18 protein-coding genes are annotated in these 26,196 nt (G+C 73.2%); 7 read left to right on the top strand and 11 right to left on the bottom strand.

Annotated features, from left to right (window positions below; all coding sequences use genetic code 11):
- Positions 1-90: 90 nt before the first annotated feature.
- Complete coding sequence (locus tag EES42_RS44970) at positions 91-234, top strand: hypothetical protein (protein ID WP_164495359.1); 144 nt, start codon at positions 91-93, stop codon at positions 232-234.
- Here EES42_RS44970 and EES42_RS28835 read toward each other — a convergent pair.
- Together EES42_RS28835 and EES42_RS28830 are read right to left on the bottom strand one after the other, a co-directional pair.
- The gene (locus EES42_RS28835) at positions 207-866 is read right to left on the bottom strand and encodes a LuxR C-terminal-related transcriptional regulator (protein ID WP_124721201.1); all 660 of its coding nucleotides are present in this window, start codon (positions 864-866) and stop codon (positions 207-209) included. The genes EES42_RS44970 and EES42_RS28835 overlap by 28 nt on opposite strands.
- Positions 854-2,107 carry a sensor histidine kinase gene (locus EES42_RS28830; RefSeq protein WP_124721200.1) on the bottom strand — a complete coding sequence of 418 codons (1,254 nt, stop codon included), beginning with the start codon at positions 2,105-2,107 and terminating at the stop codon, positions 854-856. Before EES42_RS28830 ends, EES42_RS28835 begins: the two co-directional genes overlap by 13 nt.
- 165 nt (positions 2,108-2,272) lie before the next feature.
- Here EES42_RS28830 and EES42_RS28825 point away from each other — a divergent pair, with 165 nt between their 5' ends.
- Both EES42_RS28825 and EES42_RS28820 read left to right on the top strand, forming a co-directional pair.
- Positions 2,273-2,992, top strand: a complete 720-nt coding sequence (locus tag EES42_RS28825; RefSeq protein ID WP_164495358.1) for an ABC transporter ATP-binding protein — start codon at positions 2,273-2,275, stop codon at positions 2,990-2,992.
- Positions 2,989-5,736 (top strand): ABC transporter permease, encoded by a 2,748-nt coding sequence (locus EES42_RS28820; protein WP_124721199.1) that lies wholly within the window; start codon positions 2,989-2,991, stop codon positions 5,734-5,736. The genes EES42_RS28825 and EES42_RS28820 overlap by 4 nt, the downstream gene beginning before the upstream one ends.
- Before the next feature lie 133 nt (positions 5,737-5,869).
- Here EES42_RS28820 and EES42_RS28815 read toward each other — a convergent pair whose 3' ends face one another.
- The 7 genes from EES42_RS28815 to EES42_RS28785 form a co-directional block, all read right to left on the bottom strand.
- Positions 5,870-6,802 (bottom strand): LysR family transcriptional regulator, encoded by a 933-nt coding sequence (locus EES42_RS28815; protein WP_124721198.1) that lies wholly within the window; start codon positions 6,800-6,802, stop codon positions 5,870-5,872.
- A gap of 79 nt (positions 6,803-6,881) precedes the next feature.
- The gene (locus EES42_RS28810) at positions 6,882-8,075 is read right to left on the bottom strand and encodes a glycine C-acetyltransferase (protein ID WP_124721197.1); all 1,194 of its coding nucleotides are present in this window, start codon (positions 8,073-8,075) and stop codon (positions 6,882-6,884) included.
- Positions 8,076-8,126: 51 nt separating this feature from the next.
- Positions 8,127-9,155: an L-threonine 3-dehydrogenase gene (gene tdh / locus EES42_RS28805; protein WP_124721196.1), complete on the bottom strand. Its 1,029-nt coding sequence runs from the start codon at positions 9,153-9,155 to the stop codon at positions 8,127-8,129.
- A 299-nt stretch (positions 9,156-9,454) separates the two neighbouring features.
- Positions 9,455-11,572 carry a bifunctional serine/threonine-protein kinase/ABC transporter substrate-binding protein gene (locus tag EES42_RS28800; protein ID WP_124721195.1) on the bottom strand — a complete coding sequence of 706 codons (2,118 nt, stop codon included), beginning with the start codon at positions 11,570-11,572 and terminating at the stop codon, positions 9,455-9,457.
- Positions 11,573-11,578: 6 nt separating this feature from the next.
- Positions 11,579-13,723 (bottom strand): bifunctional serine/threonine-protein kinase/ABC transporter substrate-binding protein, encoded by a 2,145-nt coding sequence (locus tag EES42_RS28795; protein WP_124721194.1) that lies wholly within the window; start codon positions 13,721-13,723, stop codon positions 11,579-11,581.
- A 15-nt stretch (positions 13,724-13,738) separates the two neighbouring features.
- Complete coding sequence (locus EES42_RS28790) at positions 13,739-14,533, bottom strand: hypothetical protein (protein ID WP_346775434.1); 795 nt, start codon at positions 14,531-14,533, stop codon at positions 13,739-13,741.
- A gap of 139 nt (positions 14,534-14,672) precedes the next feature.
- Entirely contained in the window at positions 14,673-15,308 is a 636-nt protein-coding gene (locus EES42_RS28785) for a GNAT family N-acetyltransferase (RefSeq protein WP_206433627.1), read from the bottom strand.
- 330 nt (positions 15,309-15,638) lie between these two features.
- On the opposite strand from EES42_RS28785, the gene EES42_RS28780 reads away from it, so the two are divergent.
- On the top strand, positions 15,639-17,315 hold the full coding sequence (locus tag EES42_RS28780) for a glycosyltransferase family 2 protein (RefSeq protein ID WP_124721193.1): 1,677 nt from the start codon (positions 15,639-15,641) through the stop codon (positions 17,313-17,315).
- A gap of 16 nt (positions 17,316-17,331) precedes the next feature.
- Positions 17,332-20,307 (top strand): acyltransferase family protein, encoded by a 2,976-nt coding sequence (locus tag EES42_RS28775; protein ID WP_124721192.1) that lies wholly within the window; start codon positions 17,332-17,334, stop codon positions 20,305-20,307.
- A 348-nt stretch (positions 20,308-20,655) separates the two neighbouring features.
- On the opposite strand, the gene EES42_RS28770 is transcribed toward EES42_RS28775, so the two are convergent.
- Positions 20,656-21,540: a peptidase S1 gene (locus EES42_RS28770; protein ID WP_124721191.1), complete on the bottom strand. Its 885-nt coding sequence runs from the start codon at positions 21,538-21,540 to the stop codon at positions 20,656-20,658.
- 167 nt (positions 21,541-21,707) lie between these two features.
- Complete coding sequence (locus EES42_RS28765; protein ID WP_124721190.1) at positions 21,708-22,715, bottom strand: ArsR/SmtB family transcription factor; 1,008 nt, start codon at positions 22,713-22,715, stop codon at positions 21,708-21,710.
- 263 nt (positions 22,716-22,978) lie between these two features.
- On the opposite strand from EES42_RS28765, the gene EES42_RS28760 reads away from it, so the two are divergent.
- Entirely contained in the window at positions 22,979-23,254 is a 276-nt protein-coding gene (locus EES42_RS28760; RefSeq protein WP_124721189.1) for a hypothetical protein, read from the top strand.
- 353 nt (positions 23,255-23,607) lie between these two features.
- Positions 23,608-26,079: a GTPase-associated protein 1-related protein gene (locus EES42_RS28755; protein ID WP_124721188.1), complete on the top strand. Its 2,472-nt coding sequence runs from the start codon at positions 23,608-23,610 to the stop codon at positions 26,077-26,079.
- Positions 26,080-26,196: the final 117 nt, after the last annotated feature.

The following is a 26,196-nucleotide window of genomic DNA, read 5'->3' as shown; positions in this document are numbered from 1 at the left end:
GCCCCGGGTTCCCGCGCGATCGCCGGCGCGGGAACCCGGGGCGTTCGCATCTCCCCTCCAGCGGTCATCCGCAGGACGAGGAAATGAAAAGTGAACTCTCCGCGTGCCCGCATCGCGCCCGTACTGGCCGTGCTCGGGGCAGGTGTGGCGATCGGCGTGGCCGTCCACCACCTGGTCAAGGGACTTGAATCCGGCCGGGCGCGGGGTCAGCGGGCCCCCGTGCCCTCCAGATAGGCGAGCACCGCCAGCACCCGACGGTGCACCGTGCCGTCGTCGGGTTCCAGGCCGAGTTTGGCGAAGATCGAGCCGATGTGCTTGCTCACCGCCCGTTCCGTCACGACCAGTTCACCGGCGATGGTGCCGTTCGCCTTGCCCTGCGCCATCAGTTCCAGCACCTCGCGCTCGCGCGGGGTGAGGCTCTGCAGCGGCTCGGCCGACGACTTGCGGGTCAGCAGCTGGGTCACCACCTCGGGGTCGAGCGCGGTGCCGCCGCCCGCCACCCGCTCCAGCGCCTGGAGGAACTGGTCGACCCGGCCGATCCGGTCCTTCAGCAGGTAGCCGATGCCCTGCGCGCCCTTGGCGAGCAGCTCGGCGGCGTACGTCTCCTCCACGTACTGCGAAAGCACCAGGATCGGCAGTTCGGGCAGCTCCGCGCGGGCGGCGAGCGCGGCGCGCAGCCCCTCGTCGCGGAAGGTGGGCGGGAGCCGTACGTCGAGCACGGCGGCGTCCGGACGGTGTGCCAGCAGGGCGGGCAGCACCTCGGGCCCGGTCGCCACGTCGGCCACCACCTCGTGGCCCGAGCTGGTGAGCAGCAGGATCAGGCCCTCCCGCAACAGCGCGTTGTCCTCGGCGATCACGATCCGCACGGCAGCTCCACTTCGATGTCCGTCGGCCCCCCGATGGGGCTGCTGATGCGGGTGGTGCCGTCCAGAGCGGCGATCCTCCGCCCGATGCCGACCAGACCGCTGCCGGTGGAGGGGTTCTGCGAGGTGCCGCGCCGTTCGTCCGCGCCGCCGTGCCCATTATCGCTGATGGTCACCCGCAGGGTGCCGGGGGTACGGGCGATGCGCACGGTCGCGGCCGTCGCACCGCTGTGTTTGCTGATGTTGGTGAGTGCCTCGGCGATGACGAAGTAGGCGGCGGCCTCGATCGCGGCCGGAAGCCGCCGGCCGTCCTCCACGCCGTCCAGCTCCACCGCGACGGGCACGCCCGCGTCGGCGGCCAACGCCCTTACCGCACCGGCCAGTCCACGGTCCGTCAGCACCGGGGGGTGAATGCCGCGCACGACGTGCCGGAGTTCCGCGAGGGCCGCCTCCGCGCCGTCCTGCGCCTCGTCCAGACGGACACGCGCGGCGGCCGGGTCGCTGTCGAGGAGTTGTCTGGCGAGGCCGATGCGCAGGGACAGGGCGACGATCCTGGCCTGGGCGCCGTCGTGCAGATCGCGTTCGATGCGGCGCAGTTCGGCGCCGTGCGCCTCCACCGCGCCGGCCCGGCTCTCGGTCAGCTGGGCGATGCGCTCGGCGAGCGCGGTGGACGGCGAGGACGTGAGCAGGGACCTGGTCCAGCCGGCCGACAGGTCGGCGAGTACGCAGTGCCAGCGCAGCACCCAGCCGGGCCGCTCGGGCATCGGTGTGCCGTATTCGTCGGCGGCCCGCCGGTCCAGCAGGCGCACGACCGGCAGCGCGGCGCCGTCCACGAGGAGCCCGACCGGCCACAACACAAAGGCCGCATATCCGACGACATTGCCCATGAGCGCCTGGAGCGGCAGCCAGAGCGCGTCGCGCCACACCGTCGGATCGGTCAGTACGCGCCGCACCCGCTCGGAGAGTTCGGCGCTGTCCAACGACGGATAGGGCGTCGGTGTGAACTCGATGCCCAGCCGCTTCGCCGCCCTGCGCCGCTCGTACTCCGCGAACCGGCGCAGCACCTTGGCGGCCTCCGGCAGTGCGGGCAGCCCGATGATCACGGCGCCGAACAGCAGGACCGCCACCACCAGGAACGCGCTCACATACGCGAGCAGGGCGACCGCGATGCCGATGAACAGGTAGCGCGACGCATCCCAGGAACGCCGGATGGCGGTTGTCAGCGGGGCTGGTGCGGTGTTCATGACGACCACGTTACGGGGGCTGCTCGGCCACCGGAGTGGGGCCCTCTCCCGGGCCCCGGTGGAGCTGGCTGTACCCCGTTCCGGGACCGCGCACCCTCGCCCGGCCGGCCCCCGGTTCATAGCGTTTACGCAGGTCGGAACGGACCTGGCGGGGCAGACGAAGGAATGGTGGAATCAACGGTGGACACGATCACGGCGGTGCGGGCGTCCGCGCTGAGTCTGGAGTCGGTGAGCCGGCGCCACGGCCGGGGCGACCGGGAGACGACCGCGCTCGACGCGGTCAGCTGTGCGGTACCGGTGGGGAGCTTCACCGCGGTGGTGGGTCCTTCGGGCTCGGGGAAGAGCACGTTCCTCCAGTGCGCGGCGGGGCTGGACCGTCCGACGGCGGGCACGGTACGGATCGGGGGCACCGATCTCGGTGCGCTCTCCGAGGCGGCGCTGACCCGGTTGCGCCGGGACCGGATCGGCTTCGTCTTCCAGTCGCACGCCCTGAATCTGGTGCCCTCGCTGAGCATCGAGGAGAACGTCGTGCTGCCGCTGGTGCTGGCGGGCGCCGATCCGGAGGACGAGCGGGTGCTGAGCCGCGGGCGGGATCTGCTGACCCGGGTCGGCCTGGCGGGGCGTGGTGCGCAGGGGCCCGCGACGCTCTCCGGTGGGCAGCAGCAACGGGTCGCGGTGGCAAGGGCGTTGGTGACCGAACCCGAGGTGATCTTCGCGGACGAGCCGACGGCCTCCCTGGATCCGGAGTCGGCGGCGCTGGTGCTCGGTCTGCTGCGGGATGCGGTGCGGATCGACGGCCGTACGGTCGTCATGGTCACCCATGATCCGGTGGCGGCGAGCTGGGCGGACACCGTGCTGACGATGGACGGCGGTCGGCTGCGATGAGCGCGACCGTAGGCAAGAACAGGACCGGGAACGGGAACAGCACCGGGAACGGGAACGGGAACAGGAACGGGAACAGGAACGGGAACGGGAACGGGAACGGGAGCAGGGCAGGCGACGAGCGGGCGGCGCGGCCCCGGGCGGACGCACGGGCCGGGGTCCGGCGGGCGTCGGCGTTCCTCGCCCGGCGTTCACTGAAGGCCCATCGCCGGTCCTGGGGCGCGGTGTTCACGGCGACCACGGCGGCGGCCGCGCTGATCGGCGCCTTCGCCTTCGTCGTGGGTTCACTGCTGCTGGCGCAGCCGCCGGTGGAGCGTTACCCGGGGGCCGACGCGGTGGTGGCCGGTGACCAGCGGGTGACGTACACGGCGAAGCCGTGGGGCAGCGAGCCGAAGACCGCAACGGCGTATCTGCCGGAACGGGTGCGGCTCGACCGCTCCCTGGTGGCGAAGGCGGCGAGCGCGCGGGGCGTCGCGAAGGCCGTCGCGGACGATTCGGTCCCGGTGACGGTGACGGTGACGGACCCCGGGAGCGGTGGTGCCGTGGCGGACGCGGCCGTTGCCGTCGGCCGTTCCTGGACGGCTGCCGCGCTCACTCCGTACCGGCTGACGGACGGACACGCGCCCCGGACCGCCGGTGAGGTGGTGATCGACGGCGCGCTGGCAGCCGCCACCGGGAGCGGGACCGGTTCACATGTGACATTGCAATTTGACGGAGCTCCCCGCTCGTACACCGTCAGCGGGATCGCCGGCACCGGTCACCGGGGCGGGTCCCCCGCCGTGTTCCTCACCGAACACCACCTCGCCGCCGTGGCCGGCCACCCCGGCACGGTCGATGCGATCGGCGTCCTCGCCGAGGAGGGCGTCTCCACGGACGCGCTGCGGGCATCGCTGGGGGCGGCGCTGCCCGACCGCGCCCGTGGCGACCGCGAGGTCCGGGTGCTCACCGGCGCGGAGCGCGGGCAGGCCGAGCATCCGGACGCGCTCGGCGCCCGCAACGAACTGCTGCCGCTGCTCGCCTCCATCACGGGAACGGTCTTCATGGTGGCGCTCCTGGTGATCGCCACCACGATCTCCCAGGCGGTCCACCAGCGCTCCGGTGAGCTGGCGCTGCTGCGTGCCGTGGGGGCGACGCCGAGGCAGCTCAGGTCGGCCGTCGGCCGCGAGGTGAGCCGGGTGGCCGGGGCCGCGGCGGTGCTCGGCGCGGTCGGGGCCGTACCGCTGGGGCTGCTGATGCGGTCGCTGCTGACGACGGACCCGCTGCCGTTGCCGGTACCGGTGTGGCTGCCGTTCGCCGCGACGGTCACGGCCGGGGTGCTCGTCGCGCTCGCCGCCCGTCCGGTGGCGGTCCTCGCGGCCAGGGCCGTCACCGGGCTGCGCCCCGCCGCCGCGCTGGGTGCGGCCGGTGCGCCCGAGCCGGGCGAGCCGGGACGGGTCCGTACGGTCGCCGGGGCGGTGCTGGCCCTGGCTGGGGTGAGCGCGGCCGGTGCGGCTACGGCGCAGGGCGGGCAGGCCGCCGCGGTGGCCGCGTCGGGCGCCGCGACCTCGCTGATCATCGCGGTGGCGCTGCTCGGCCCGTGGATCGCCCGGGGGGCGACACGGGTGCTGGGCACACCGTTGCGGCGGGCCGGTGGGGTCTCGGGCTTCCTCGCCGACAGGTCCGCCGCCGCGCACCATCGGCGCCTCGGTGCGGCGATCACCCCGATCGTGCTGGTGGTGGCGTTCGTCTGTGTGCAGCTGGCGGCGAGCTCGACGCTGGAGCGGGCCGCCGACCGGCAGGCCGCCGCCGCGCTCCGGGCCGACCTGGTGGTGACGGGCCCGGCCGCCGGGCTGCCGGCCGGTGCGGCGCGGGCCGTGCGCGAGGCCCCGGGGGTGGAGGCCGCGACCGGGGTGCTGCGCTCCGGTGTCGTGCTCGCCCACCGCGAGATGGGCGAGCCGAAGCTGGACCGGTTCCCCGTGCTGGGTGTGACGGCGGACCAGCTGGCCGGCACGCTCGACCCGCACATCACGGCGGGCGATCCGGCGGACCTCACCGGCAGGGGCACGGTCGCGGTCGGCGAGGACCGGGCCTCCGATCTCGATGTGGGCGTCGGCGACTCGGTGGAACTCCGTCTCGGCGACGGCACCGAGGTACGGCTGCGGGTGGTGGCGCTGTACGAACGGGCCCTGGGGCTCGGCGAGTTCATGCTGCTGCGCGAGGCGCTGGCCGGGCATGTCGCGGCCCCGCGCGATCAGCTGATCCTGGTCCGCTCGGCGGACGGCGGGGCGGCCCCGGCCGTACGGCGCGCCCTCGCCGCGTACCCGGGTGCCCAGGTGCGTCCCGCGACGGCCGACGACGTACGCATCGCACCCCCGTCGTCGGACCAGGACAACGCCATGGTCGTCATCGGTGTCGGGGTGATCGGCGGCTTCGCGCTGCTCGCCGTGGTCAGCACGCTGTCCCTGATCACGGTGGGCCGCCGTGCCGAGTTCCGGCTGCTGCGGACGGTCGGTGCGGGCCGCCGTCAGGTGCGGCGGATGCTGGTGCTGGAGACGGGGATGGTGGCGGTGGCCGGGCTGACGATCGGCACACTGGTCGCGGTGATCCCGCTGCTGGCGTTCGCGGTGTCGGTGACCGGTTCGATGCCGTATCTGCCACCGGCCCGGTACGGGGCGCTCGCGCTGGCCGTGGCGGTGGCGGCGGGTGCGGGGGCGTTGTGGCCGGGTTGGTCCGGCGGCGGCCGTTCCGTACTCGGACGCCGGACGTGAGGACGCCGGACGTGAGGACGCCGGACGTGAGGACGCCGGACGTGAGGACGCCCCGCCGGACCGGCCCCGGGCCGTGTCCGCGCCCGCGTCCGTGTCCGCGTCCGCGAGGTCCCGTACGGCTCGCGGCGCGGTGTCACGGCGACGCGGGCAGGGGCAGCGCCCCCTCCCGTGCCGCCGCGGCGGCCAGCGCGTCGAGCACCGGGGCGATCAGCGGGTGCGCCGCCGCCCCGTGCCGCACCGCGGCGAAGACCCGGCGGGTCGGTGCGCTGCCCTCCACCGGCCGCACCACCACCCCGGCCAGCTCCATCCCGAGCAGCGCCGACCGCGGCACCAGCGCCACCCCGGCGCCCGCCCCGGCCAGTGAGACCACCGCGCGGAAGTCGTCCGAGGAGTGCTCCATCCTGGGCTGGAAACCGGCGAACTCGCAGGACAGGACCACCACGTCGTGGCAGGGGTTGCCGGGGTACGGGCCGATCCACGCGTCCTTCTCCAGGTCCGCGATCGCCACCTGTTCCCGGCCGGCCAGCCGGTGCCCGACCGGCAGCACCGCGTCGAACGGCTCGGAGTACAGCGGCACCCGGGTCAGCCGCCGGTCGTCCTCGTCCGGGGCGCCCCGGTACTCGACGGCGACCGCCACATCGACCTGCCGGTCGAGCACCATCGGCACGCTGGCGTCGCCCTCGGCGTCCTGGACCCGGACCCGGATGCCGGGCGCGGTGCGTGACAGTGCGGCGATCGCGGGGGCGAGGACCAGGCCGATGCCGGTGGCGAACGCGGCGACGGTGACCGTACCCGCGTCGCCCGCGCTGTAGGCGGCGAGTTCCGCCTCGGCCCGTTCCAGCTGGGCCAGCACCGCGTTGGTGTGGGTCAGCAGGATCTCCCCGGCGGCGGTGAGCCGGGCGCCGCGCGCGCCCCGTTCGACGAGCCGGTGCCCGGTCTCCTGTTCCAGCGCGGCGAGCTGCTGGGAGACGGCGGAGGGGGTGAGATACAGCGCGGCGGCCGCGGCGGTCACCGTGCGGTGGTCGGCCACCGCACGGAGGATGCGCAGCCGCCGTGAATCGATCATGTGCCCATTGTCCCAGGTCAGGCGGGAACCCCCGCCCGGCCGGAGTTCCCGGCCGGGGCTCCCGGCCGGGCCCGGGGTGTTACTCCCCCAGCGCGGCCCGCGCGTCGACGAACGCGTCGACGGCGCGGTTCACGTCCGCCGTGGAGTGCGCGGCCGAGAGCTGGACGCGGATGCGGGCCGCGCCCTGCGGGACGACCGGGTAGGAGAACCCGATCACGTACACACCGCGCTCCAGGAGGAGCTCCGCCATCCGGCCTGCCTTCGCCGCGTCCCCGATCATGACGGGGGCGATGGCGTGGTCGCCGGGCAGGATGTCGAAGCCCTCCTCGGTCATCCGGGCACGGAAGAGCGCGGTGTTGGCGTTGAGCTGCTCGCGCAGGTCACCGGCGGCCTCCAGCAGGTCGAGGACCTTGAGCGAGGCGGCCGCGATGACCGGGGCGAGGGAGTTGGAGAAGAGGTACGGACGGGAGCGCTGGCGCAGCAGCGCGACGATCTCGGCGCGGGCCGAGACATAGCCGCCGGACGCGCCGCCGAGCGCCTTGCCGAGGGTGCCGGTGATGATGTCGACCCGGTCCATCACATCGTGCAGCTCCGGCGTGCCGCGGCCGCCGGGGCCGACGAAGCCGACGGCGTGCGAGTCGTCGACCATGACCATGGCGTCGTAGCGCTCGGCCAGGTCGCAGATCTCGCGCAGCGGCGCGACGTACCCGTCCATGGAGAACACGCCGTCGGTGACGACGAGCCTGCGCCGGGCGCCGGACGCCTCCTTGAGCTGCTTCTCCAGGTCGTCCATGTCTCGGTTGGCGTAGCGGAACCGCTTGGCCTTGGAGAGGCGGATGCCGTCGATGATGGAGGCGTGGTTGAGGGCGTCGGAGATGACCGCGTCCTCCGGGCCGAGGACGGTCTCGAAGACACCGCCGTTGGCGTCGAAGCAGGAGGAGTAGAGGATCGTGTCCTCCTGGCCGAGGAACGTGGAGAGCCGCTGCTCCAGTTCCTTGTGGACCTCCTGGGTGCCGCAGATGAAGCGGACCGAGGCCATGCCGTAGCCCCAGCGGTCCAGCGCCTGGTGGGCGGCGGCGATCACGTCGGGGTGGTCGGCGAGGCCCAGGTAGTTGTTGGCGCAGAAGTTGAGCACCTCACCGGGGCGGCCGCCCGCGGTGACGGCGACCGACGCGGACTGCGGGGTGCCGATCACGCGCTCGGGCTTGTGCAGTCCGGCGGCCTCGATCTCTTCGAGGGTGGTGCGCATGTCGTCGCGTACGGAGTCGAACATGAGGGGTGTCTCCCAGCTGTCTACGGTGGCGTCGGCCACGAGGGCGTCGGGTCAGGAGGTCCAGTCGAGGATGACCTTGCCGCCGCGGCCGCTCGCCGCGTCGTCGAAGGCCGCCTCGAAGTCGCGGTAGCCGTACCGGCCGGTGATCACGGGGGCGAGGTCGAGGCCGCCCTCCAGCAGTACGGACATGGCGTACCAGGTCTCGTACATCTCTCGGCCGTAGATGCCCTTGACGGTGATCATCGAGGTCACGATGCGCGCCCAGTCGACGGCGAACTCCTCGGACGGCAGTCCGAGCATGGCGATCCGGCCGCCGTGCGTCATGTTCGCGATCATGTCGCGCATCGCCTCGGGCCGGCCGGACATCTCCAGACCGATGTCGAAGCCCTCGCGCAGTCCGAGCTGCTTCTGGCCGTCGGCGATGGTCTCCTCGGCGACGTTCAGGGCGAGGCTGACGCCGACCTTCCGGGCCAGTTCGAGGCGGGCCTCGCTGACGTCGGTGATGACGACGTTGCGGGCGCCCGCGTGTTTGGCGACGGCCGCGGCCATGATGCCGATCGGTCCGGCACCGGTGATCAGTACGTCCTCGCCGACCAGCGGGAACGACAGCGCGGTGTGCACGGCGTTGCCGAACGGGTCGAAGATCGCGGCGACGTCGAGGTCGACGGGGACCCGGTGCACCCAGACGTTGGACGCGGGCAGCGCGACGTACTCGGCGAACGCCCCGTCCCGGCCGACGCCGAGCCCGAGCGTGGAGCGGCACAGGTGGCGGCGGCCGGCCAGGCAGTTGCGGCACTTGCCGCACACCAGGTGGCCCTCGCCGCTGACCAGGTCGCCGACGTTGATGTCGACGACGTCGGCGCCGGTCTCCGCGACCTCGCCGACGAACTCGTGGCCGAGGACGAGCGGGGTGCGTACGGCCTGCTGGGCCCAGCCGTCGTAGTTGCGGATGTGCAGGTCGGTGCCGCAGATGCCGGTACGGAGCACCTTGATCAGTACGTCCGAGGGGCCGATCTCCGGCTCCGGCACGTCCATCAGCCAGAGTCCCGGCTCGGCCTTCTGCTTCACGAGTGCCTTCACGGCAGTGGCTCCCTGCGCTGGTACGGCGTTGAGTACCCCGGGCCGGGGGCTTACCTGAACGAAGCCTGCGGCCCGGGGAGGATCGAGAGGGACGGGACACATCGGCAGCGCGCGTCGATCGGCTGCCGCGCACCATCCTCGGCCGTCACGGAGAAATCTGCCGCACCCCGCGCCACAGGTCCATCGAGGTTTTCTTAAGCGCGCCCGAAGATCCGCTTCATGCCGTGCCCCGGCCGGGAGCCGCATGGGCGTACTGCTCCCCCGCCGTACCTGCGCCGCTCCGCTTCACACCTTCGAGCTCACACCTTCGAGAAGAGCCCCAGGAAGCGCGCCCGCCCGCCCTGGACCCGGTAGAGAAACATCCCCGTCTCGATGCGCACCTGACGGATGTCGGGGCGGAAGGACAGTGTCCGGGTGATGCCCCGGTGGGTGGTCCGGAAGAGGCGCTGGGCGATGCCGCCGCGTTCCGCGTCGGCAGCGCTGGTGGTCCGGGCGGCCCTGGCGATCAGGCCGGCCGCGTCGTACGCCTCGGCGGACCAGCGGCCCGGCGGGGCTCCGAACCACTCGCGGTGCGCGGCGGTGAACGCCTTCGCGGCCGGCAGCGCCGTCGGGTCGGTGTACGCCTGGGCGAAGACCCACCCCTCGGCGGCCCTGCCCGCACCGCGGAGGAAGGCGGGTGCCAGGACCGGTCCGACGGACATGCCGGTGCCGGTGAATCCCGCGTCGGCCAGGGCGGTGGCGCAGCGGGCGGCCCGGCCGGGCGCCGATCCGGCGTAGACGACCGCGACCGCCCGGGCGGCGACCACCGCGCGGGCGGCCGGGGCGAAGCCGGCGGTGTCCGCGTCGACCGGGTGCACCGATATCCGGGTTCCCGCGATCGAGGCGTCCTGGAAGTTGTGGGCGACCCCCCAGCTGCCCCCGGGGGTGCCACGGTCCTCGATGACGACCACCCGTCCGGCCGTGCGGGCCCGGACCAGGTAGCCGATCAGGGCGATGGACAGCGAGTCGTCGAAGGGCCGGGTCACGCAGAGGGTCTTGGCGACCGACGATTGAGCGGTGGTGGATCCCGCCGCGACGACGACCTGGGCCAGGTGCGCCGCCTCGTAGCGGCTGACGACGGCCGCGGCGGCGACGTTCCCGGTGGGGCCGACCACGGCGAGCACGTCCGGGTCGGCGACCAGCCGGTTGGCGGTGCTCAGGGCGCGGTCCGCGTCCCCTGCGTCGTCCTCGGTGCGCAGGGCGAGCCGGAAGCCCGCGTCGGTACGGGAGTTGTGGTCGTCGACGGCGAGCCGGATGCCGCGTTCATGGGCCAGGCCGGCCGCCCTGCCCGGCCCGCTCAGGTCCGCGTGCAGGCCGATCGTGTACGTGGGGAGGGTGCGGGAGGACGTCCCCCCGTGGCGTTGCCGCCCCGCCACCAGGGCGGCGGTGGTGCCGCCGGTCAGGAGGACCGCGCCGGTGGCCGCGGCGGTGAGCAGTCGGCGCCGGGACGGGCCGGGCGGGCCCGGATCCCCGATGACGGTGGGTGGTTCGGGGGTGGGGAGCGCGAGGGCGGCGGCCGAGCGTTCGGCGATCAGGGCGGACAGACCCGGCGGCGCCCAGGAGCGCGCGTCCGGGGGCGCGGCATCGGTGAGCCGTTCCTCGGCCTGACGCGCGGTGGGCCGGTCGGCCGGGTCCTTGGCCAGGCAGGCTTCGACCAGGGACAGCAGCCCGGGAGGCAGTCCGTCCAGGTCGGGTTGTTCGTGGACGGTCCGGAAGAGCACCCCGGCTGCGGTGCCGTGGCCGAACGGACGCCGCCCGGTGGCCGCGTACACCAGGACGCAGCCCAGCGCGAAGATGTCGCAGGCCGGTCCGACCGGCCCCGCCGAGGCCTGTTCGGGGGCGAGGTAGCCGGGGGTGCCGATCACGGCGTCGGTCGCGGTGAGGGCGGTGGCGCCCTCGTGGCGTGCGATGCCGAAGTCGATGAGCCGGGGCCCGTCGAGCGCGAGGAGCACATTGCCCGGCTTGACGTCGCGGTGGACGAGACCGGCCTCGTGGACCGCGACCAGCGCACCGGCGAGGCGGGCGCCGAGCACCCGGACGGTCCCGGTCGGCAGCGGTCCCTCGGCGGCGACGGCCTCGGCGAGCGAGGGGCCCGGCACGAACGCGGTGGCCAGCCAGGGTTCCCGGGCCTCGGTGTCGGCTCCGGTCACCGGGACCACCCACGGTCCGGTGACCCGCCCGGCGGCCTCGGTCTCGCGCCGGAAGCGGGCCCGGAAGCCGGGGTCGGCTGCGTGCTCGGCCCGGATCACCTTCACCGCGGCGAGCGCCCCGCCCGGCGAACGGGCCAGGTACACCACGCCCATGCCGCCCGCGCCGAGCCGCACCAGGGTGCGGTACTCGCCGATGGCGCGGGGGTCGTCCGGGGTGAGCGGCCGCATGCCGGATCAGGTCCCGGTCTTCGGCGCCGGGCCGAGGTAGTGGTAGCCGCCGTCGCGCACTCGGTAGAGATACGCGTCGCTGCCCTTGAGGCGGTGGCTCTCGTCGAAGGCGTAGGTCCGGGACACTCCTTCGTACGTGGACGCGGCGATCTTCGCCACGAGTGCGGCCCGCGCGGGCCGTTGGGCCCCCTTGGTGAGCGCGGCGAGGGCGGCGACGACGAGTCCGGCCGCGTCGTACGCCTCGGCGGCCCAGTGGCCGGGAGCGCCCCCGAATCTCGCGCGGTGTGCCGCGGTGAACTCCTTGGCCCGGGGAGCGGTGGCGTCGATGTAGGGGGCGGTGAACTCCCAGGTTTCGGCACTCTCCCCGGCGTCCTTCAGGAAGCCGGCGTCCATGGCCGTGTGCATGGCCATGCGGGGCCCCTTGAAGGGGGTGGCGGCGAGGGCGCGCGCGGTGCGGGCGGCGCCGGCCGTGTCGCCCGCGTAGAAGAAGGCGTCACTGGCGTGCGCGAGCATGTCCGCGATGACAGGAGCGAAGTCGCGGGTTCCGGTCGGTACGACTCGTGGGTAGGCGGTGCCGGTGGTGAGCAGCCCGACGTTCATGTTGGTGAGGTAGCCGACCTGGTAGGCGGACTGGCCGCCGGAGCGGTCGAGCAGCACGCCGAGCCGTTCGACGTCGGGCCGCAGCACCAGCCGGCTGATGATCGGCGCGGACAGCGTGGCGTCGGTCGGGGCGGCCTGGAAGAAGGACTTCTTGGACCTGGCGGGGTAGGCGATCTGGAGCGAGGACACGGTGATGAGCGGCAGCATCGCCTCGTCGTACGCGGCGAGGACGGCACCGGTGGCGGGGTCGCCGGTCGGGCCGATCACGGCGAGCACATCGCGGTCGCGGGTGAACTGCTCGGCGACCCGCACGGCGCGGGCGGCCTCCCCCCGGTCGTCGCGGGTCTTCACCCGGAGCGTGAAGGGTTTGTCCGCACGGGAGTTGAACCGTTCGACGGCGAGGCGCACGCCACGTTCCTGCGCCCGTCCGGCCGCACTCCCCGGACCGGAGAGATCCGCCTGTACGCCGATGATCCAGGCCCGTTCGCCGGGCGCGGCCGCACCGCTCGCGTCCGGGTCGTCGCGCAGCCACTCCCGTACGGCGAAGGCGCCGCCACCGGCCGCGGCCACCGCTCCGGCGCCCGCCAGCAGCAGGAGCCCGCGCCGCCCGGGGCGGGGCACGGCCGTCGCGGGTTCCTCGGTGACCGTGGCGTCGATCTCGGGCAGCGCGAGCATCGCGGCGGACCGGTCGGCGATCAGCCGTACGACGTCCTCGGGCAGCCAGTCGACGGAACCGTCGGGCGCGTCCTCGACGATCCGCCCGTCGAGCTGCGCGGCGGTGGGCCGCGCGGCGGGGTCCTTGGCCAGCAACGTACCGAGCAGTGCACGTAGTTCGGGGTCGTCGACTCCGTCGAGGTCGGGTTCGTCGTGCACGGTGCGGTAGAGGAGGGCCTCTGCGGCACCGCTGCCGAAGGGGGGCCGGCCGGTCGCGGCGTACGCCAGGAGGCAGCCCAGCGAGAAGACGTCGCTCGCGGGTCCGGCGGACGTGCCGCCGCCGGTGGCCTGCTCCGGCGAGAGGAAACCGGGGGTTCCCACCAGCAGGTCCGTCGCGGTCAGCGCGGTGGCGTCGACGGCCCGTGCGATACCGAAGTCGATCAGGCGTGGTCCGTCGACGGTGAGCAGCACATTGCCCGGTTTGACGTCGCGGTGGACGAGCCCGGCGGCGTGCACGGAAGCCAGCGCACGGGACAGCAGGCGTCCGAGGACCCGGACACTGCGTGCGGGCAGCGGCCCGCACCGGGCGACCGCCTCCGACAGTGCCGGGCCCGGCACGAACGCCGTTGCCAGCCAGGGGCGTTCGCCCTCGGTCCCGGCGCCGGTGACCGGAACCGCCCAGGGGCTCTCGACCCGGCGGGCGGCCTCGACCTCGCGGCGGAAGCGGGCCCGGAAGTCGTCGTCCTCGGCGTACTCGGGCAGGATCACCTTCACCGCGGCGAGTGCCCCGGTGTCCGTGCGGCCGAGGTAGACGACCCCCATCCCGCCGGCTCCGAGCCGGCCCAGCAGCCGGTGTCCGCCGATCCGCGACGGGTCCGAGGCATGCAGCTCATCCATCGGCCGGTCTCTCCCTCAGCTCTGCTTCTCGACGGCGGACTTGAGCCGGAGCTCCATGGCGGCCTGGGCCTGGGTGGTGAGATCGCCGATCTCGTCCTCGGTCCGCCCCTTGGCCCCCCTGCCCGTCACGGCCAGGGTGAACTGCAGCATCTGCGACTGCTGCCAGGAGTACGGATGGGGGCCGCCGAGCCCGGTGCTCCGGTACTCGCCGATCTCGGTCAACGCGTCCTCGGAGCCGTTCTGGCCGCTCTCGCCCTGCAACAGCGAGGCGGAGACCATGGAGCCGATCGATTCACCCTTGCGCAACTGCTGCGTGGGGCAGCGCATCGTCTCCTCGATCGACTCGGCCATCTCCCACCGCGCGTCCTCACGGGTGCGGTGGACGGTCATGACGGCGGAGAGCCGGATGGGCCCCTTGCCCTGGGCCGCGGGTACTTCGAAGGAGCGGGTGACGGTGGCGAGGACGCTGCCGGCCGGCTTCTCCTGGTGCCAGACGCAGTCGGTCCCGAGGACGGGCCAGGTGGCCGGATCGCTCTCGTACGGGCTGCGTCGGACCACTCCGGGCCCGAAGCTGTCGGGGTCGGCGATCACTCGTGCGATGAGATCGAGCGCCGCGCTTCTGGAGGCGGGGAGCCGGGCCGGGTCCGCCTCGATGGTCCCGGCGTCCTCGGAACCGGCGGCGGGTCGTACGGTCGCGCCGCCCGGCTTCGTGCTCGCGCTGCCCGGTGGGTGCGGGCTCCCGCCCTCCCGTCCCGGGCTCTGCTCGCCGCTGGAACAGGCCACCAGCAGCAATGGCGTCAATACCAGGATCCCGTACCTGCGTATCGGCCCGCCGCACATCACGATCGACCACCCCGTCTCCCCGATGCCGCGTCGATCCTACGATCGCGGGCCGGGCACGGGGAGTTCAGGGCAGAACTGTTGCGCCTTCAGGACGTTGTGGTGACGCTCACGCCATGGGCGCCGCCGCGACCGGTTCCGGGTCGGTGGCCAGGCGGGCGTGCAGGTGCTCGTCGTGGTACTTGCCGTCGCCGAAGCGGTGGGAGTCGCGCAGGGTGCCCTCGGGGAGGTAGCCGCAGCGGTCGGCGACCCGGCAGGAGCTCTCGTTGCCGGTGGCGTGGGCTATCTCGATCCGGCGGGCATCGGCCGTCGCGAAGCCCCAACTCGTCACCGCCCCGGTCGCCCGGGTGGCGATGCCCCGTCCGCGGGCGGCCGGCAGCAGCCAGTAACCGATCATCGCGAGGCCGTCCTCGCGGTCGACCCAGCGCAGTGTGACAGCACCCAGCAGCGCACCGTCGGAGGCTTCCACCACGGCGAAGGGGGCGACGGCGCCGCGGTCCCAGGCTCCGTCGCGTGCTTCCACCCAGGCGAGGGCGGCGGCGCGGTCCTTCGTCGCGATCGGGTTCCAGAGGGCGATCTGCGGGTCGGCCGCGGCGGCCACCAGACCGTCCAGCACGCCCTCCGACTCGGTGTCCCGCCGGCTCCATGGGCGCAGCACCACATCACCGAGGTCGAATGTGGTGCGGACGAAGTCCCGTCGGTCGACGGAGTCCTGCGCGGTCTGCGGGGGCATGGATGTACTCATGGCGGCATTTCTACCCGGCGGCCGGGGCCCGCGCCAGTGAATATCCGCCGGTCACGGGCGTGACGGGCCGCGTCGGCCCCGCTGCGGCACCGCCGTTCCCGACGCCACCGGTCGCCACCGATCGTCACCCGTACGGGAGTTGGACGACTGTTAACCCGCGCGCGGCCCCGCGATTCCCGCACGGCACGGACTCGGGCGATCGAATAGGTCCGGACCACTCCCGGACACCTTGATCCGCATCGCATTTAACACTCCATTGGCAAATGGTCTATACCTTTGGCGGTACGGTGGATCTCCTGACGCCACCACATGCACGGCCATGGGGGCCATATGACGACCCATCACCTTCCGCAACCGCCGTCCGATCAAGAGCTCTACTGGTATTTCGGCCCGCAGCGCCGCTGGGTACTGATCAGCTCCTCGCTGGCCTTCGTACTCACCGCGGCGACGATGCTGACCTTCGCCCTGCGCACCCCGGCCCTGTGGGCCTTCCTCGCGGTGCTCGCCCTCAACCTCGTCGCCCTGGTGCTCTCCTCGGTCAACAGCCTGCGCCAGCGGCGGCTGACCAGGCGCTCGCACGAAGTGCTCGTGCACGCCTGGTATCCGACCGAACTCCCCGATGTCGACCTGTACTTACCGACCTGCGGCGAACCCCTGGCCGTCCTCGACAACGCCTACCGCGCGGTCTCGGCGGTCGACTGGCCCGGCGCGCTGACCGTGTGGGTGCTGGACGACGCCGCGAGCCCCGAGGTCGCCGAGCTGGCCGCCTCGTACGGATACCGGTACGTCGTCCGGCCCGACCGGGGTCACCTCAAGAAGGCGGGCAACCTCAACCACGCGCTCACCCTGAGCAGCGCCCGGTACATCGCCGTACTGGACGCCGACTTCGCTCCCAGGCCCGACTTCCTGCGCCATCTCGTGCCGTATCTCGCCGATCCGGGGGTCGGCATCGTGCAGAGCCCGCAGTGCTTCGACACCGACGGGACGATGAGCTGGATCCAGCGAGCCGCAGGATCCGCGCAGGAGTGGTTCTTCCGCTGGATACAGCCGTCCAGGGACGCGAGTGACGCCGCGATCTGCTGCGGCAGCAACGCGGTCTACCGCCGCAGCGCCATCGACCTGGCCGGCGGCTTCGCCCGACTCGACCACAGCGAGGACCTGTTCACCGGGCTCGCCCTCCACGAGCAGGGCTTCCGCACCCTGTACGTCCCGGTGCTGGTGGCCAAGGGCACCTCGCCGGACAACCTCGCGTCGTTCGTCAACCAGCAGTACCGCTGGGCGATGGGCAACCTGCACCTGCTGGGCACGCCCGTGCTCGCCCGCATGCGCGCCCCCTGGCGGATGCGGCTGTGCTTCTACGAGGGCGTCGTCGGCTATCTGACGACGGCGGTGAACACCTTCGCCGCCCCGCTGCCGCCGCTGGTGATGCTGTTCCGGTACCCGGACGACGTCCGCCCCTGGCACGTGCTGCCACTGCTCGCCCCGCTCTGGCTCTGGCACGTGCTGCTGCCGAGGATCAGCCGGACCCACTGGCGGGTCGAGGTGATCCGGGCCAATGTCCTGACGAGCGTCGCCGCCGGGGCCGCCTTCCTGCACACCCTGCGCGGCCGCAGCGCGGCCTGGGTGCCCACCGGGGCCGGCGGTGCGGCGAAGGGCGGCATGGCCCGCCGGGTCGTGATCGTCTCCCTCGTCTGGCTCTGCTGCTCCACCGGCGCGGCCACCGCCGGTCTCGCCCTGGCCCTGGCCCGCAACGGGTGGGCGCCCAACTGGGGGCTCGCGCTCTATCTGCTGGTGCAGTGGCAGATCAACCTGCCCCTGATCCGCGGTCTGTGGGCCGAACTGCGCCCCGGTTCCACAACACGCCCACCCGCCCGGTCCGCACGGCCGAGGGGGCGCCCACTGCTGCCCAGACGCTGGCCCGAGGCGCTGGCCGCCACAACACTGCTCGTGCTCACCGCCCTGCTCGCATCCGGTTGGGTCAACCCGATGCTGCCCTGGCTGAGTTGAAAGGCCCGTCAGAACAATGCCCACGCCCACAACCCCCGTCGCACCGCCCGGCGGCTCCGGACCGGGTTCGCGCCGCGCCGGGTTCCGCCCCGACATCGAAGGGCTGCGCGCGGTCGCGGTGCTCGGGGTCCTCGCCTTCCACGCAGCCGTACCCGGTCTGACCGGCGGCTTCGTCGGGGTGGACGTCTTCTTCGTCATCTCCGGCTATCTGATCACCGGGCTCCTGTTGCGCGAGGCCGTCACCACCGGGCGGATCCGGCTCGGCGAGTTCTTCTCCCGCCGGGCCCGCCGGCTGCTCCCGTCGGCCGCCGTGGTCCTCGGCGCCGTCGCACTGGCCGGGGCCTGGCTCACCGTCCCGCTGCGCCGCACCGAACTGGAGTACGACGTGGTGGCGGCGGCCCTGTCCACCGCCAACTGGCGCTTCGTCCAGCAGCAGACCGACTACCTCGCGGCGGGGCACGACCAGAGCCCGTTGCTGCACTTCTGGTCGCTGGCGGTGGAGGAACAGTTCTATGTGTTCTGGGCCCCGCTGCTCGCCGGGTTCGTGTACGCCGCCGCCGGGGCGGCACGCCGGGGGCGGGCCGTGCGGTCGGCGGTGACCGTCTTCACCGCGGTGCTCGCGCTCGGCGCCTTCGTCCTGTCGCTGCACTGGACCGGCGACTCCGTTTCACTGGCGTACCTCGGAACTCCCTCGCGGGTATGGCAGTTCGGCATCGGCGCGCTGCTGGCGCTGCTGCCGTGGCACCTGCTGCGCGGCCCGCGCCCGTTGCGTCTGCTGTCCGGGTGGGCGGGGGCCGGGGCACTGTTGTGGTGCATGGCCGAGTACGACGCGTCGACTCCGTACCCCGGGTCAGCGGCGCTCGTGCCGACGCTGGCGACCGCGGCGATCATTCTGGCCGGGATACCCGACCGGTCGGCCGGCAGGAGCGCGGACGGCCCGGACGGCCCGGACGCGCACGGGGTCGGGCGGCTGCTGGCCGGCCGGGCACCCCGTGCGATCGGGCGGCTCTCCTACACCCTCTATCTGTGGCACTGGCCCGTGCTGGTGCTCGCCGAGGCCCGCCTCGGGCCGCTGGACTGGACGGCGAAGGCGGCGCTGACGGTGGCGGCCGTGCTGCCCGCGCTGGCCACCATGCGCTGGGTCGAGCAGCCGCTGCGGCACAGCCGTACGGTCTCCGAACTGCCCCGGCGCGGACTGTCGGTGGGGGTCTCGGCCGTCGCCATCCCGGTCGTCCTCGCGCTGGTGATGGGTACCACGACCCTGCGTCTGCTGGGCCCGGCCGCACCGGTGGACGTGAAGGGCCTGCCGCCGGGCGCGGCCGAGGGCCCGCACCTGCTGTCGCGGGAGGGCACGCCGCTGCGGAGCGGTCCCGTGATGCCCAGTCCCGTCCAGGCGCGCAAGGACTTCCCGCCGGACGGTGCCTGTGAAGTGGCCCCGCCGGTGACCAGCAGCCCACGCTGCCTTTTCGGGGCGGCCGACAGTCCGGACCGGATGGTGCTGCTCGGCGACTCGCATGCCGGGCAGTGGTTCTCCCCGATGCTCGCACTGGCCGCCGAACGCGGCTGGGCACTCCAGGAACTGGTGAAACAGGGCTGCCCACTGCCCGAACTGAGCGTTGTCAACCCGCAGTTGGGGCGTACGTACCACGAGTGCGACATCTGGCGCGCGGACGCGCTGGCCCGTATCACGAAGGGGCCCAAGCCCCGGCTCGTGGTGATCGCCTCCCTCAACCGCTACACCGACGACCAGCGGCTCCTCGCCAGGGGCTGGGAGCGGACTCTGAAGCCGCTGCGTGCGCTCGGCGTGCCGATCGTGTACCTGGAGGACACGCCCGTACCGGGGAAGGACATCCCGGCCTGCGTGTCCGGGCACACCGCGGACCCGGAGGCATGCGCGTTCGCCCGCTCCACCGCACACTGGCCGGACCCGCTCGCGCGGCGGATCGCGGCGGGCCGGCTGCCCGGGGTGCGGGCCGTCTCGGTCAACCCGGTGCTGTGCCCGCCCGAGGGGGCCGACTGCCCGGCGGTGCTGGACAGGATCCTGCTGTACCGGGACGACGCCCATCTGACCGATGTCGCGGCGGTGGTCCTCACGCCCCGGCTCGAACGGCTCTTCTCGGAGGCGGGAGCACTGGCCGGCGGCACCGGGGCGGCGGCGGGCGCGGACGGCTGGACCCGGGTCCTGCACGACGACTTCGAAGGACCGGCGGGGGCCCGCCCGTCCGCCGACCACTGGAAGTACGACATCGGAACCTGCTACCCGGGCTGCCCGGCCCCGCAGTGGGGAACCGGTGAGATCGAGACCATGACGGACTCGGCCGACAACGTACGGCTGGACGGGAAGGGGGCGCTGGAGATCGTCCCCACCCGCAGGGACGGGAAGTGGTACTCCGGCCGGCTCGAGTCCCGCCGGGCGGACTTCGCCCCGCCGCCGGGCGGTGTGATGCGGATCGAGGCTTCCATCGCGCTGCCCGATGTCACCGGCCCCGCGGCGGAGGGATACTGGCCGGCCTTCTGGACCCTGGGAGCGAAGCTCCGCGACGGCTACACGGGCTGGCCGTCCGTCGGCGAGCTGGACATCATGGAGTCGGTCAACGGCCGCGACACCTTCTTCGGCAGCATGCACTGCGGGATCGCCGACGGCGGCCCCTGCGAGGAGCCGGTGGGCCTCACCTCGGGACCGCAGCCGTGCCCCGGCTGCCGTACCGGATTCCACTCCTACGCCGTCGAGGTCGACCTGACGCCCGGCGCCGAGGAGGTGCGCTGGTACCTGGACGGGCGGATCCACCACCGGGTCGGCGCGGCCCGGATGGATGCCGGGACGTGGGACCGGGCGGTGCACCACGGGCTGTTCCTGATCCTGAACGTGGCGATGGGCGGCAAGCTGCCGGCCGCCGACGGCCTCACCGCGGGCCCCGGCACCGAACCGGGCCACCCGATGCGGGTCGAACACGTCACCGTCTCGACCCGGGAGGGCACCATCCGCTCCTGACCACACGCCCGCACCCCTGCTGCGGTGCGGCGCACGCCCTCAGCGCACGCTGCACCGCACCGCGCGGGACCGCACGCGGGACCCGCACCGCGCCGCGCACCGAGTCGGCTCCGGCACGCGGCGGGGCGGGGCAGGGCAGGGCAGGGCGGGGTTTCAGGTGTCACATATCACTGTCTGGTGTCACACCTCCGGTGTGACTCACCGGGCGTCACATGTCACATGTCACATGTCACATGTCCGGTGTCCGGCGCCACATGCCACATGTCACGCGCCGGACGCCAGGCACGCCATGTCACACGTCATGCACCAGATCCAGGCGTCACATGTCACACACCCACACCCACGCCCCTAGGAAAGAGCCAGCTCCGTGACGTTGTCGGCCTCCAGGACCCACGTCGCACTCAGGCCGCCTTCCTTGACCCGTGCGTCTCCGTCGCCCTTGAGCACGCCGATGCGGTTGCCGGACAGGGCGATCTGAATGGCCTGGTTGTACTCGTGGACCCAGCTCGCGCTGAGGCCGCCCTCCTTCACATGGGCCTCACCGTTGTCCTTCAGGATGCCGATGCGATTGCCCGACAGTTCGAGCTGGATGACGTCGTCGGCCTCGCGCACCCAGGAGGCGCTGAGGCCGCCCTCCTTCACCCAGGCGACGCCGTTGCCGGCGAGGACGCCGATGCGGTTGCCGGCCAGGTCGATGCCGATGGCGTTGTCGGACTCGCGCACCCAGCTGGCGCTGAGGCCGCCCTCCTTCACCCACGCGACCCCGTCACCGGTGACGACACCGATGCGGTTGCCCGACAGTTCGAGCTCCTTGACCTTGTCGGACTCCTTGACCCACGTCGCGCTGAGGCCGCCCTCCTTCACATGGGCCTCACCGTTGTCCTTGAGGACGCCGATGCGGTTGCCGGACAGCGCGATCTGCTTGACGTCCGTGGCTTCCTTGACCCAGGTGGCGCTGAGGCCGCCCTCCTTCACCCACGCGACCCCGTCACCGGTGACGACGCCGATGCGGTTGCCGGAGAGGGTGATCTGCTTGACGTCGCCCGACTCCTTGACCCACGTGGCGCTGAGGCCGCCCTCCTTGACGAAGGCGTCACCGTTGACGCGCAGGGTGCCGATGCGGTTGCCGCCGTCGCCGGAGACCGTGCCAGGAACCGCGCCTGCCTGGGTCGTTCCGGCGAGACCGGCCAGGGCCAGGGCAGCGACCGCCGCGGCGAGTGTCTTGCGCTTCATTGGAGCATCTCCTCAGTTCGGATGGCCCCTCGGGCCCCTTGAGCGGCACCCTCGGGGAATCGATCGATCCGAAGACGACCAACGATCGGCGGGGCAGCCCGTACCTGAGCCATTGAGGTGAGCCCGGCGCACTGGGCACGATCCGGCGCGCGCCCCGAAATGCGCCGTCAGGAAACGTGGTTGAGGAGGCTGTGGCCTGCGGGAGTGGTGGTGTGGAGAGCAGTGTTGTGATGCCGGGTGGTGCGGGTGAGGCCGGCCGTGCGGAGGACGGTCGCGTGCTGGCTGGCGCTGGCCGGGGAGATACCGGCGTGGCGGGCGAGTTCGGTGGTGGTGCAGCCAGGACGGTGGGCGATGGTCCACAGCACGGCGCGGGTATGGCCGAGAAGGGCGGCCAGCGAGTCGGAAACGGTGCTGAGGGTTCGCGCGGTGTCGATGGGGGACAAAAAGTGATCGGTGTCGCGAAGGCCGACGGGGTAGGTCAGCCACGGCTGGGGTTCGGCCGTGTCGTCCAGCGCGGGGTACACCGCCCCGAAGACCGAGGGGATCAGGAGCAGGCCGCGGCCCGCGAGATGGATGTCGCCCGTGTTGCCGGAGGCCATGGTGAGTTCCAGAACGGGCGGCTTCCACCGGATGTAGCGGGGGTTGAGTCCGGAGAGCAGGGCCTGGAGCCCGCCATGAGCGACCTGCCGCGCACGCAGTGCCTGGTCCGCGCCGTTGAGGGCATCGATGTGCTGCTGGTACGGGGCGATGACGTGCTGGTGCGCGTGGGCGACGGTGTCGGCCAGTTCCATCAGCAGTCGCTCGTCGCTGCCGAGTGACTGTGTCCAGGACGGCACGGGGCGCCGCTGGTCGAGTGCGGCCCAGGTCTCCATGTTCTTGCGGACCTGGGCGGCGGGCGTGGCGCGGACCCGGTCCAGCGCTTCTTCGATGGTGCCGGCGGTCGCGTGGCCGAGGAAATCCACCGTCCAGCCCGTCGGTGGGATCAGGTCGCACAACCGCCTGACTCGCGGCGACAGACGGCGCAACGATTCCCGGCGCCAGGCCCCGAACCGGGTCGGATGGCTGGTTTCCTGCAACAGACGCAGCGCGATGTCCAGCTCCAGCATGGGGCCCGGCCCGTCGGCCAGCCGGGTGCGGGTCAGGTCTTCGGCGGTGAAGTGGATACGCAGCGGCATGACGCAGAGCCTGTCCAGGATGTCGTTATTCGGGCTAGGTCAAATCACGTCGATCACCGATCGGCCGCCCGGCCACTCTTGTCCGTGAGCGAGCACGAACACGGTTCGGTTCGTCCCTGGCCATCGGCGGCCCGACCCGGATGCGGTCGGACGGTCGGGACAAGGGGGAGTCGGGGCCGTCCGGCCGTGTCCGTGCCGCTCGGAGACGGTTTCCGGCACCGCGTCGGGAACCTGCAACGCACCCGAGAGACGAGGAACGCATCATGCGTATCAGCCATGTCCTTGCCGGCACAGCAATGGGGGCCGCTCTCCTGCTCGGGGGAGTCGTCGCCGCTCCGGCCCAGGCCGCCACCGCACCCGCCGGCTCTCAGAACACTTCCGCCGCCGTGGCGGCGACCTGGCAGGAGACCGGCGAGCACTTCTCGGCGAAGTCCCGTTGCGACAAGCGGGCGTCGTACTACCTGGCCGCCTCGAACGTCTACCGCTACGAGTGCAGGCCGAGCGGCGGCCTCTGGGCCGGCTGGGTCCTCGCCGACTGACGGACCCGACTCCATCGGCATGTGCGGGACGGGCGCGCGGCCCGTCCCCCACGTGCTCCGCACGGCGTCAGTGCGACGCGTCCAGCTCGGCACGGACCGTCCTGCCCGGGGGCTTCCGGTCCGGCACCGCCCATCGGGCGGCCGGCGCGTCTGACACACCATGCCGCGTACCGGAGCGATTCCGGTACACGGTAAGGCCGTTCGGCGGGGCGCGCGGGCGAGGCGCACGCCTTGATAGCGTCGCTCCCGCGATCGCGGTTTCCACCTCCCCGCCGGGGTCGTCGCCGTGCGTCGTACGGTCCGCCCCGAGGGGCACGGGGAGTTCTGCGGCAAGGACGAAGAGGGCCCGACGCATGAGTCTCGCGCAGTTGCACTACACCTCTGCCTCTGCTGCTTCTGCGGACGACGACGGGGGCGGGAGCGGCGCGCACTTCACCGCTGTCAGCACAGGACTGCCCACGCAGGTGCTGGCCGAGGCTGAACAGCTCCTTCGCTACGAGCCGCCCGCCGACGCCCCGCACCGGCCGACACCCGACCAACTCCGTTCTCTGCCAGAGGCGTTCAGCTTCAGCGCTCTGCCGGACGGCGGACACCTGCTGTCCCGCGCGGTGGCGTTCGCCGGTCACGGCACCCTCGGGTTCCACGCGCACGCGGTGCATCTGGAGGCCGGTACGCGGCTGCCGGGCGACGCTCTGCCGATCACCGCCTGGCGGTCGCCGAGCTGGGCCTCGACCCCGCCGGACGGCGGCACTCCCGACCGGATATCCGCGCTGCCCGCCTCCGCCGCCTTCGGTCCGGAGGCACTGAACGACTTCGCGGTCTCCCGGAGCCCCTGGCTGGCGGCGGTCTTCGCTGATCTGCGCCGGGTGTGCGAGGACCCGTCGGCGGGGCGCCTGGTGCTGGTGGAGCGGCACAGTGCCGATGTGGCCAGGTGGATCGCCCTCGCCTCGGCCGTGCTCCCGCCGGACGACGCGCACCGGCTGACGTTCACGACGTACACCCGCCGCCCGGCGCACTCCCCGCACCGGGTCGTCGGCGTACTCCCACAAGATGCCCCGCCGCCGGACGGCTCCGAAGGCTCGGGGGCCGGGCCGCTGCGGGTGCGCGACTGCGCGGGCGCCCGTCCCGGCGAGCCGGTGGACGACGCCTGGGCCGAGACCTGCGCCCGGATCTGGCGGAACCGGTCCCCGGAGTTGTTCCGGGCGGCGGCCGAACTGCCCGGCGGGCCGTTCGCCGCCGGTCCGCTCGCCGTGACGGCGCTCTGCGCGGGCGTTCCGCTCGGGGCGGCCGAGCGGGCCGCGGCGGCAGAGTGGGCCGCCGAGCGGCCGTACGCGCTGGACGAGGAGCGCACCCACCGGCTCGCCGACGCCCTGACCGACCCGGACATCGACCGCACGCCGACCGAACTCGCCGCTGTGGCCCGGCTGTTGACCGCGCTCGACGGAAGGGCCCCGGCCTCCGTGACGGGCTCTCTCGGTGCCCTGCTGGTGACGGTGGCGGTCTACGGGGGCGATGTCTCCGTGGCTCCCCCGGGGCGTACGGTCTTCGCCGAGCCGGGCGGGGAACGCGTCGCCACGGCGCTCGTCGAGGCCGTCGGCGACGATCTGCGCGCCGAACTGGCCTCCGGCGGGCCGGTCGTCCCGGACGCCGTGCCCGGCCGGAGCGTGGGGCGCACCGTGCAGTTGCTGCGGATCGCGCGGCTGCTCGACGTGGACTGCGTGGAGCTGCTCCCCGCCGTCGTGAGCCGGATGGCGCGGTCCCTGCTGGACGAAGGGGCGGGCGACTTCGGGCCGGTGCTGCTCGACCTCCTGGACGAGCAGTTCGATGTCCGTACGGCGCTCCTCGGCGAGCTGGACCGGATCGCCCCGCAGGACCCGTCGGCGACGGAGCGGCTGCTGGCCGGGGTCGCGCTGCCGTTCACCGGAGCCCAGGCGCTGCCGCATCTGCGGATGTGCGCGGCGGCGCCGGAGGCCAGGGCGAGCGGCGGCGACGACCGGGGGAAGGTGCTGAACGCGGTACTGCGGGCCGGTGGCATGTCACCGTTCACCGAGCCGCTGGTGCTGCGCACCGCGGTGGGTCTGGTCTGGGGCGACGGCGTCCCCACTGTGGGCGAGGCCCGGCTGCTGCTGGCCGGGAGCACGTCCGACGCGCATCGCACGGCCGGTACGTGGTCCGTTCTCGTCGCGGCGGCGCTCGGTGCCCCCGCCGACGACCCGGAGGCCCCCGAGCTCGCCCCTGATCTGTTGCGCGGGTTCCCGCAGGAGATCGATGCGCGGGCGCGCGGTGCGCTGCACCTCCTGGAGTTCGCGCGGGACGTCCGGTCGGGGGCGGCGGAGCCCGGCTGGGCGGAGCAGGCCCGGACGCTGTGCGCCGGGGCCGAACCGGTGGAGCCGGGCGTGCGCGAGCAGGCGTTCGGCGCCCTGGCCGGGCGGCTGCTCGACCCGGACCGGCCCGAGGCGGAGCTGTACGCGTTCGTCCACTGCGACGACCCGGACCTCATCGCGGCCTACGGCAGCGCCGCCCGCCGGGACGCGGTGCTTGCCCGGCTGCGCTCCGATCCCGCCTATGTCGCGGACTGCTTCACCGTCTGGAGCTCCCACCCGCACGCGGGCCGGGCCTGGAGCGAGACCCGGGCGGCGCTGCTGGAGGAGGTGCTGCGTCCGGTGGTGCGCGGGCTGTCCGCCTGCGAGGTGACGGCGGTGGAGGAGGCGGCCGAGCGAGCGGGCAGCAGCCGTACGGCGGAGGCGTTCCGGGCGTGGAACCGGCCGGACGGCTTCCGCAGACGGCTCGGCAACAGACTGGCGGCACGGGTCCGGCGGTCATGAGAGGCCCCCTCGGCCTTCCCGGACGGGACACGGAAGTCGTGACCCGTCCTGGGTGACCGGTACCGTGTGACATATCGATCTCGTGCGCTCCCGGCGGGCTGCGTGACACCCCCAGGA

The sequence above is a fragment of the Streptomyces sp. ADI95-17 genome, from assembly GCF_003846175.1.
In the GTDB taxonomy this organism is placed as follows: Bacteria; Actinomycetota; Actinomycetes; order Streptomycetales; family Streptomycetaceae; genus Streptomyces; species Streptomyces sanglieri.
Note: the sequence above shows the minus strand (reverse complement) of the source record. Positions and strands in the feature narration are given on the sequence as shown.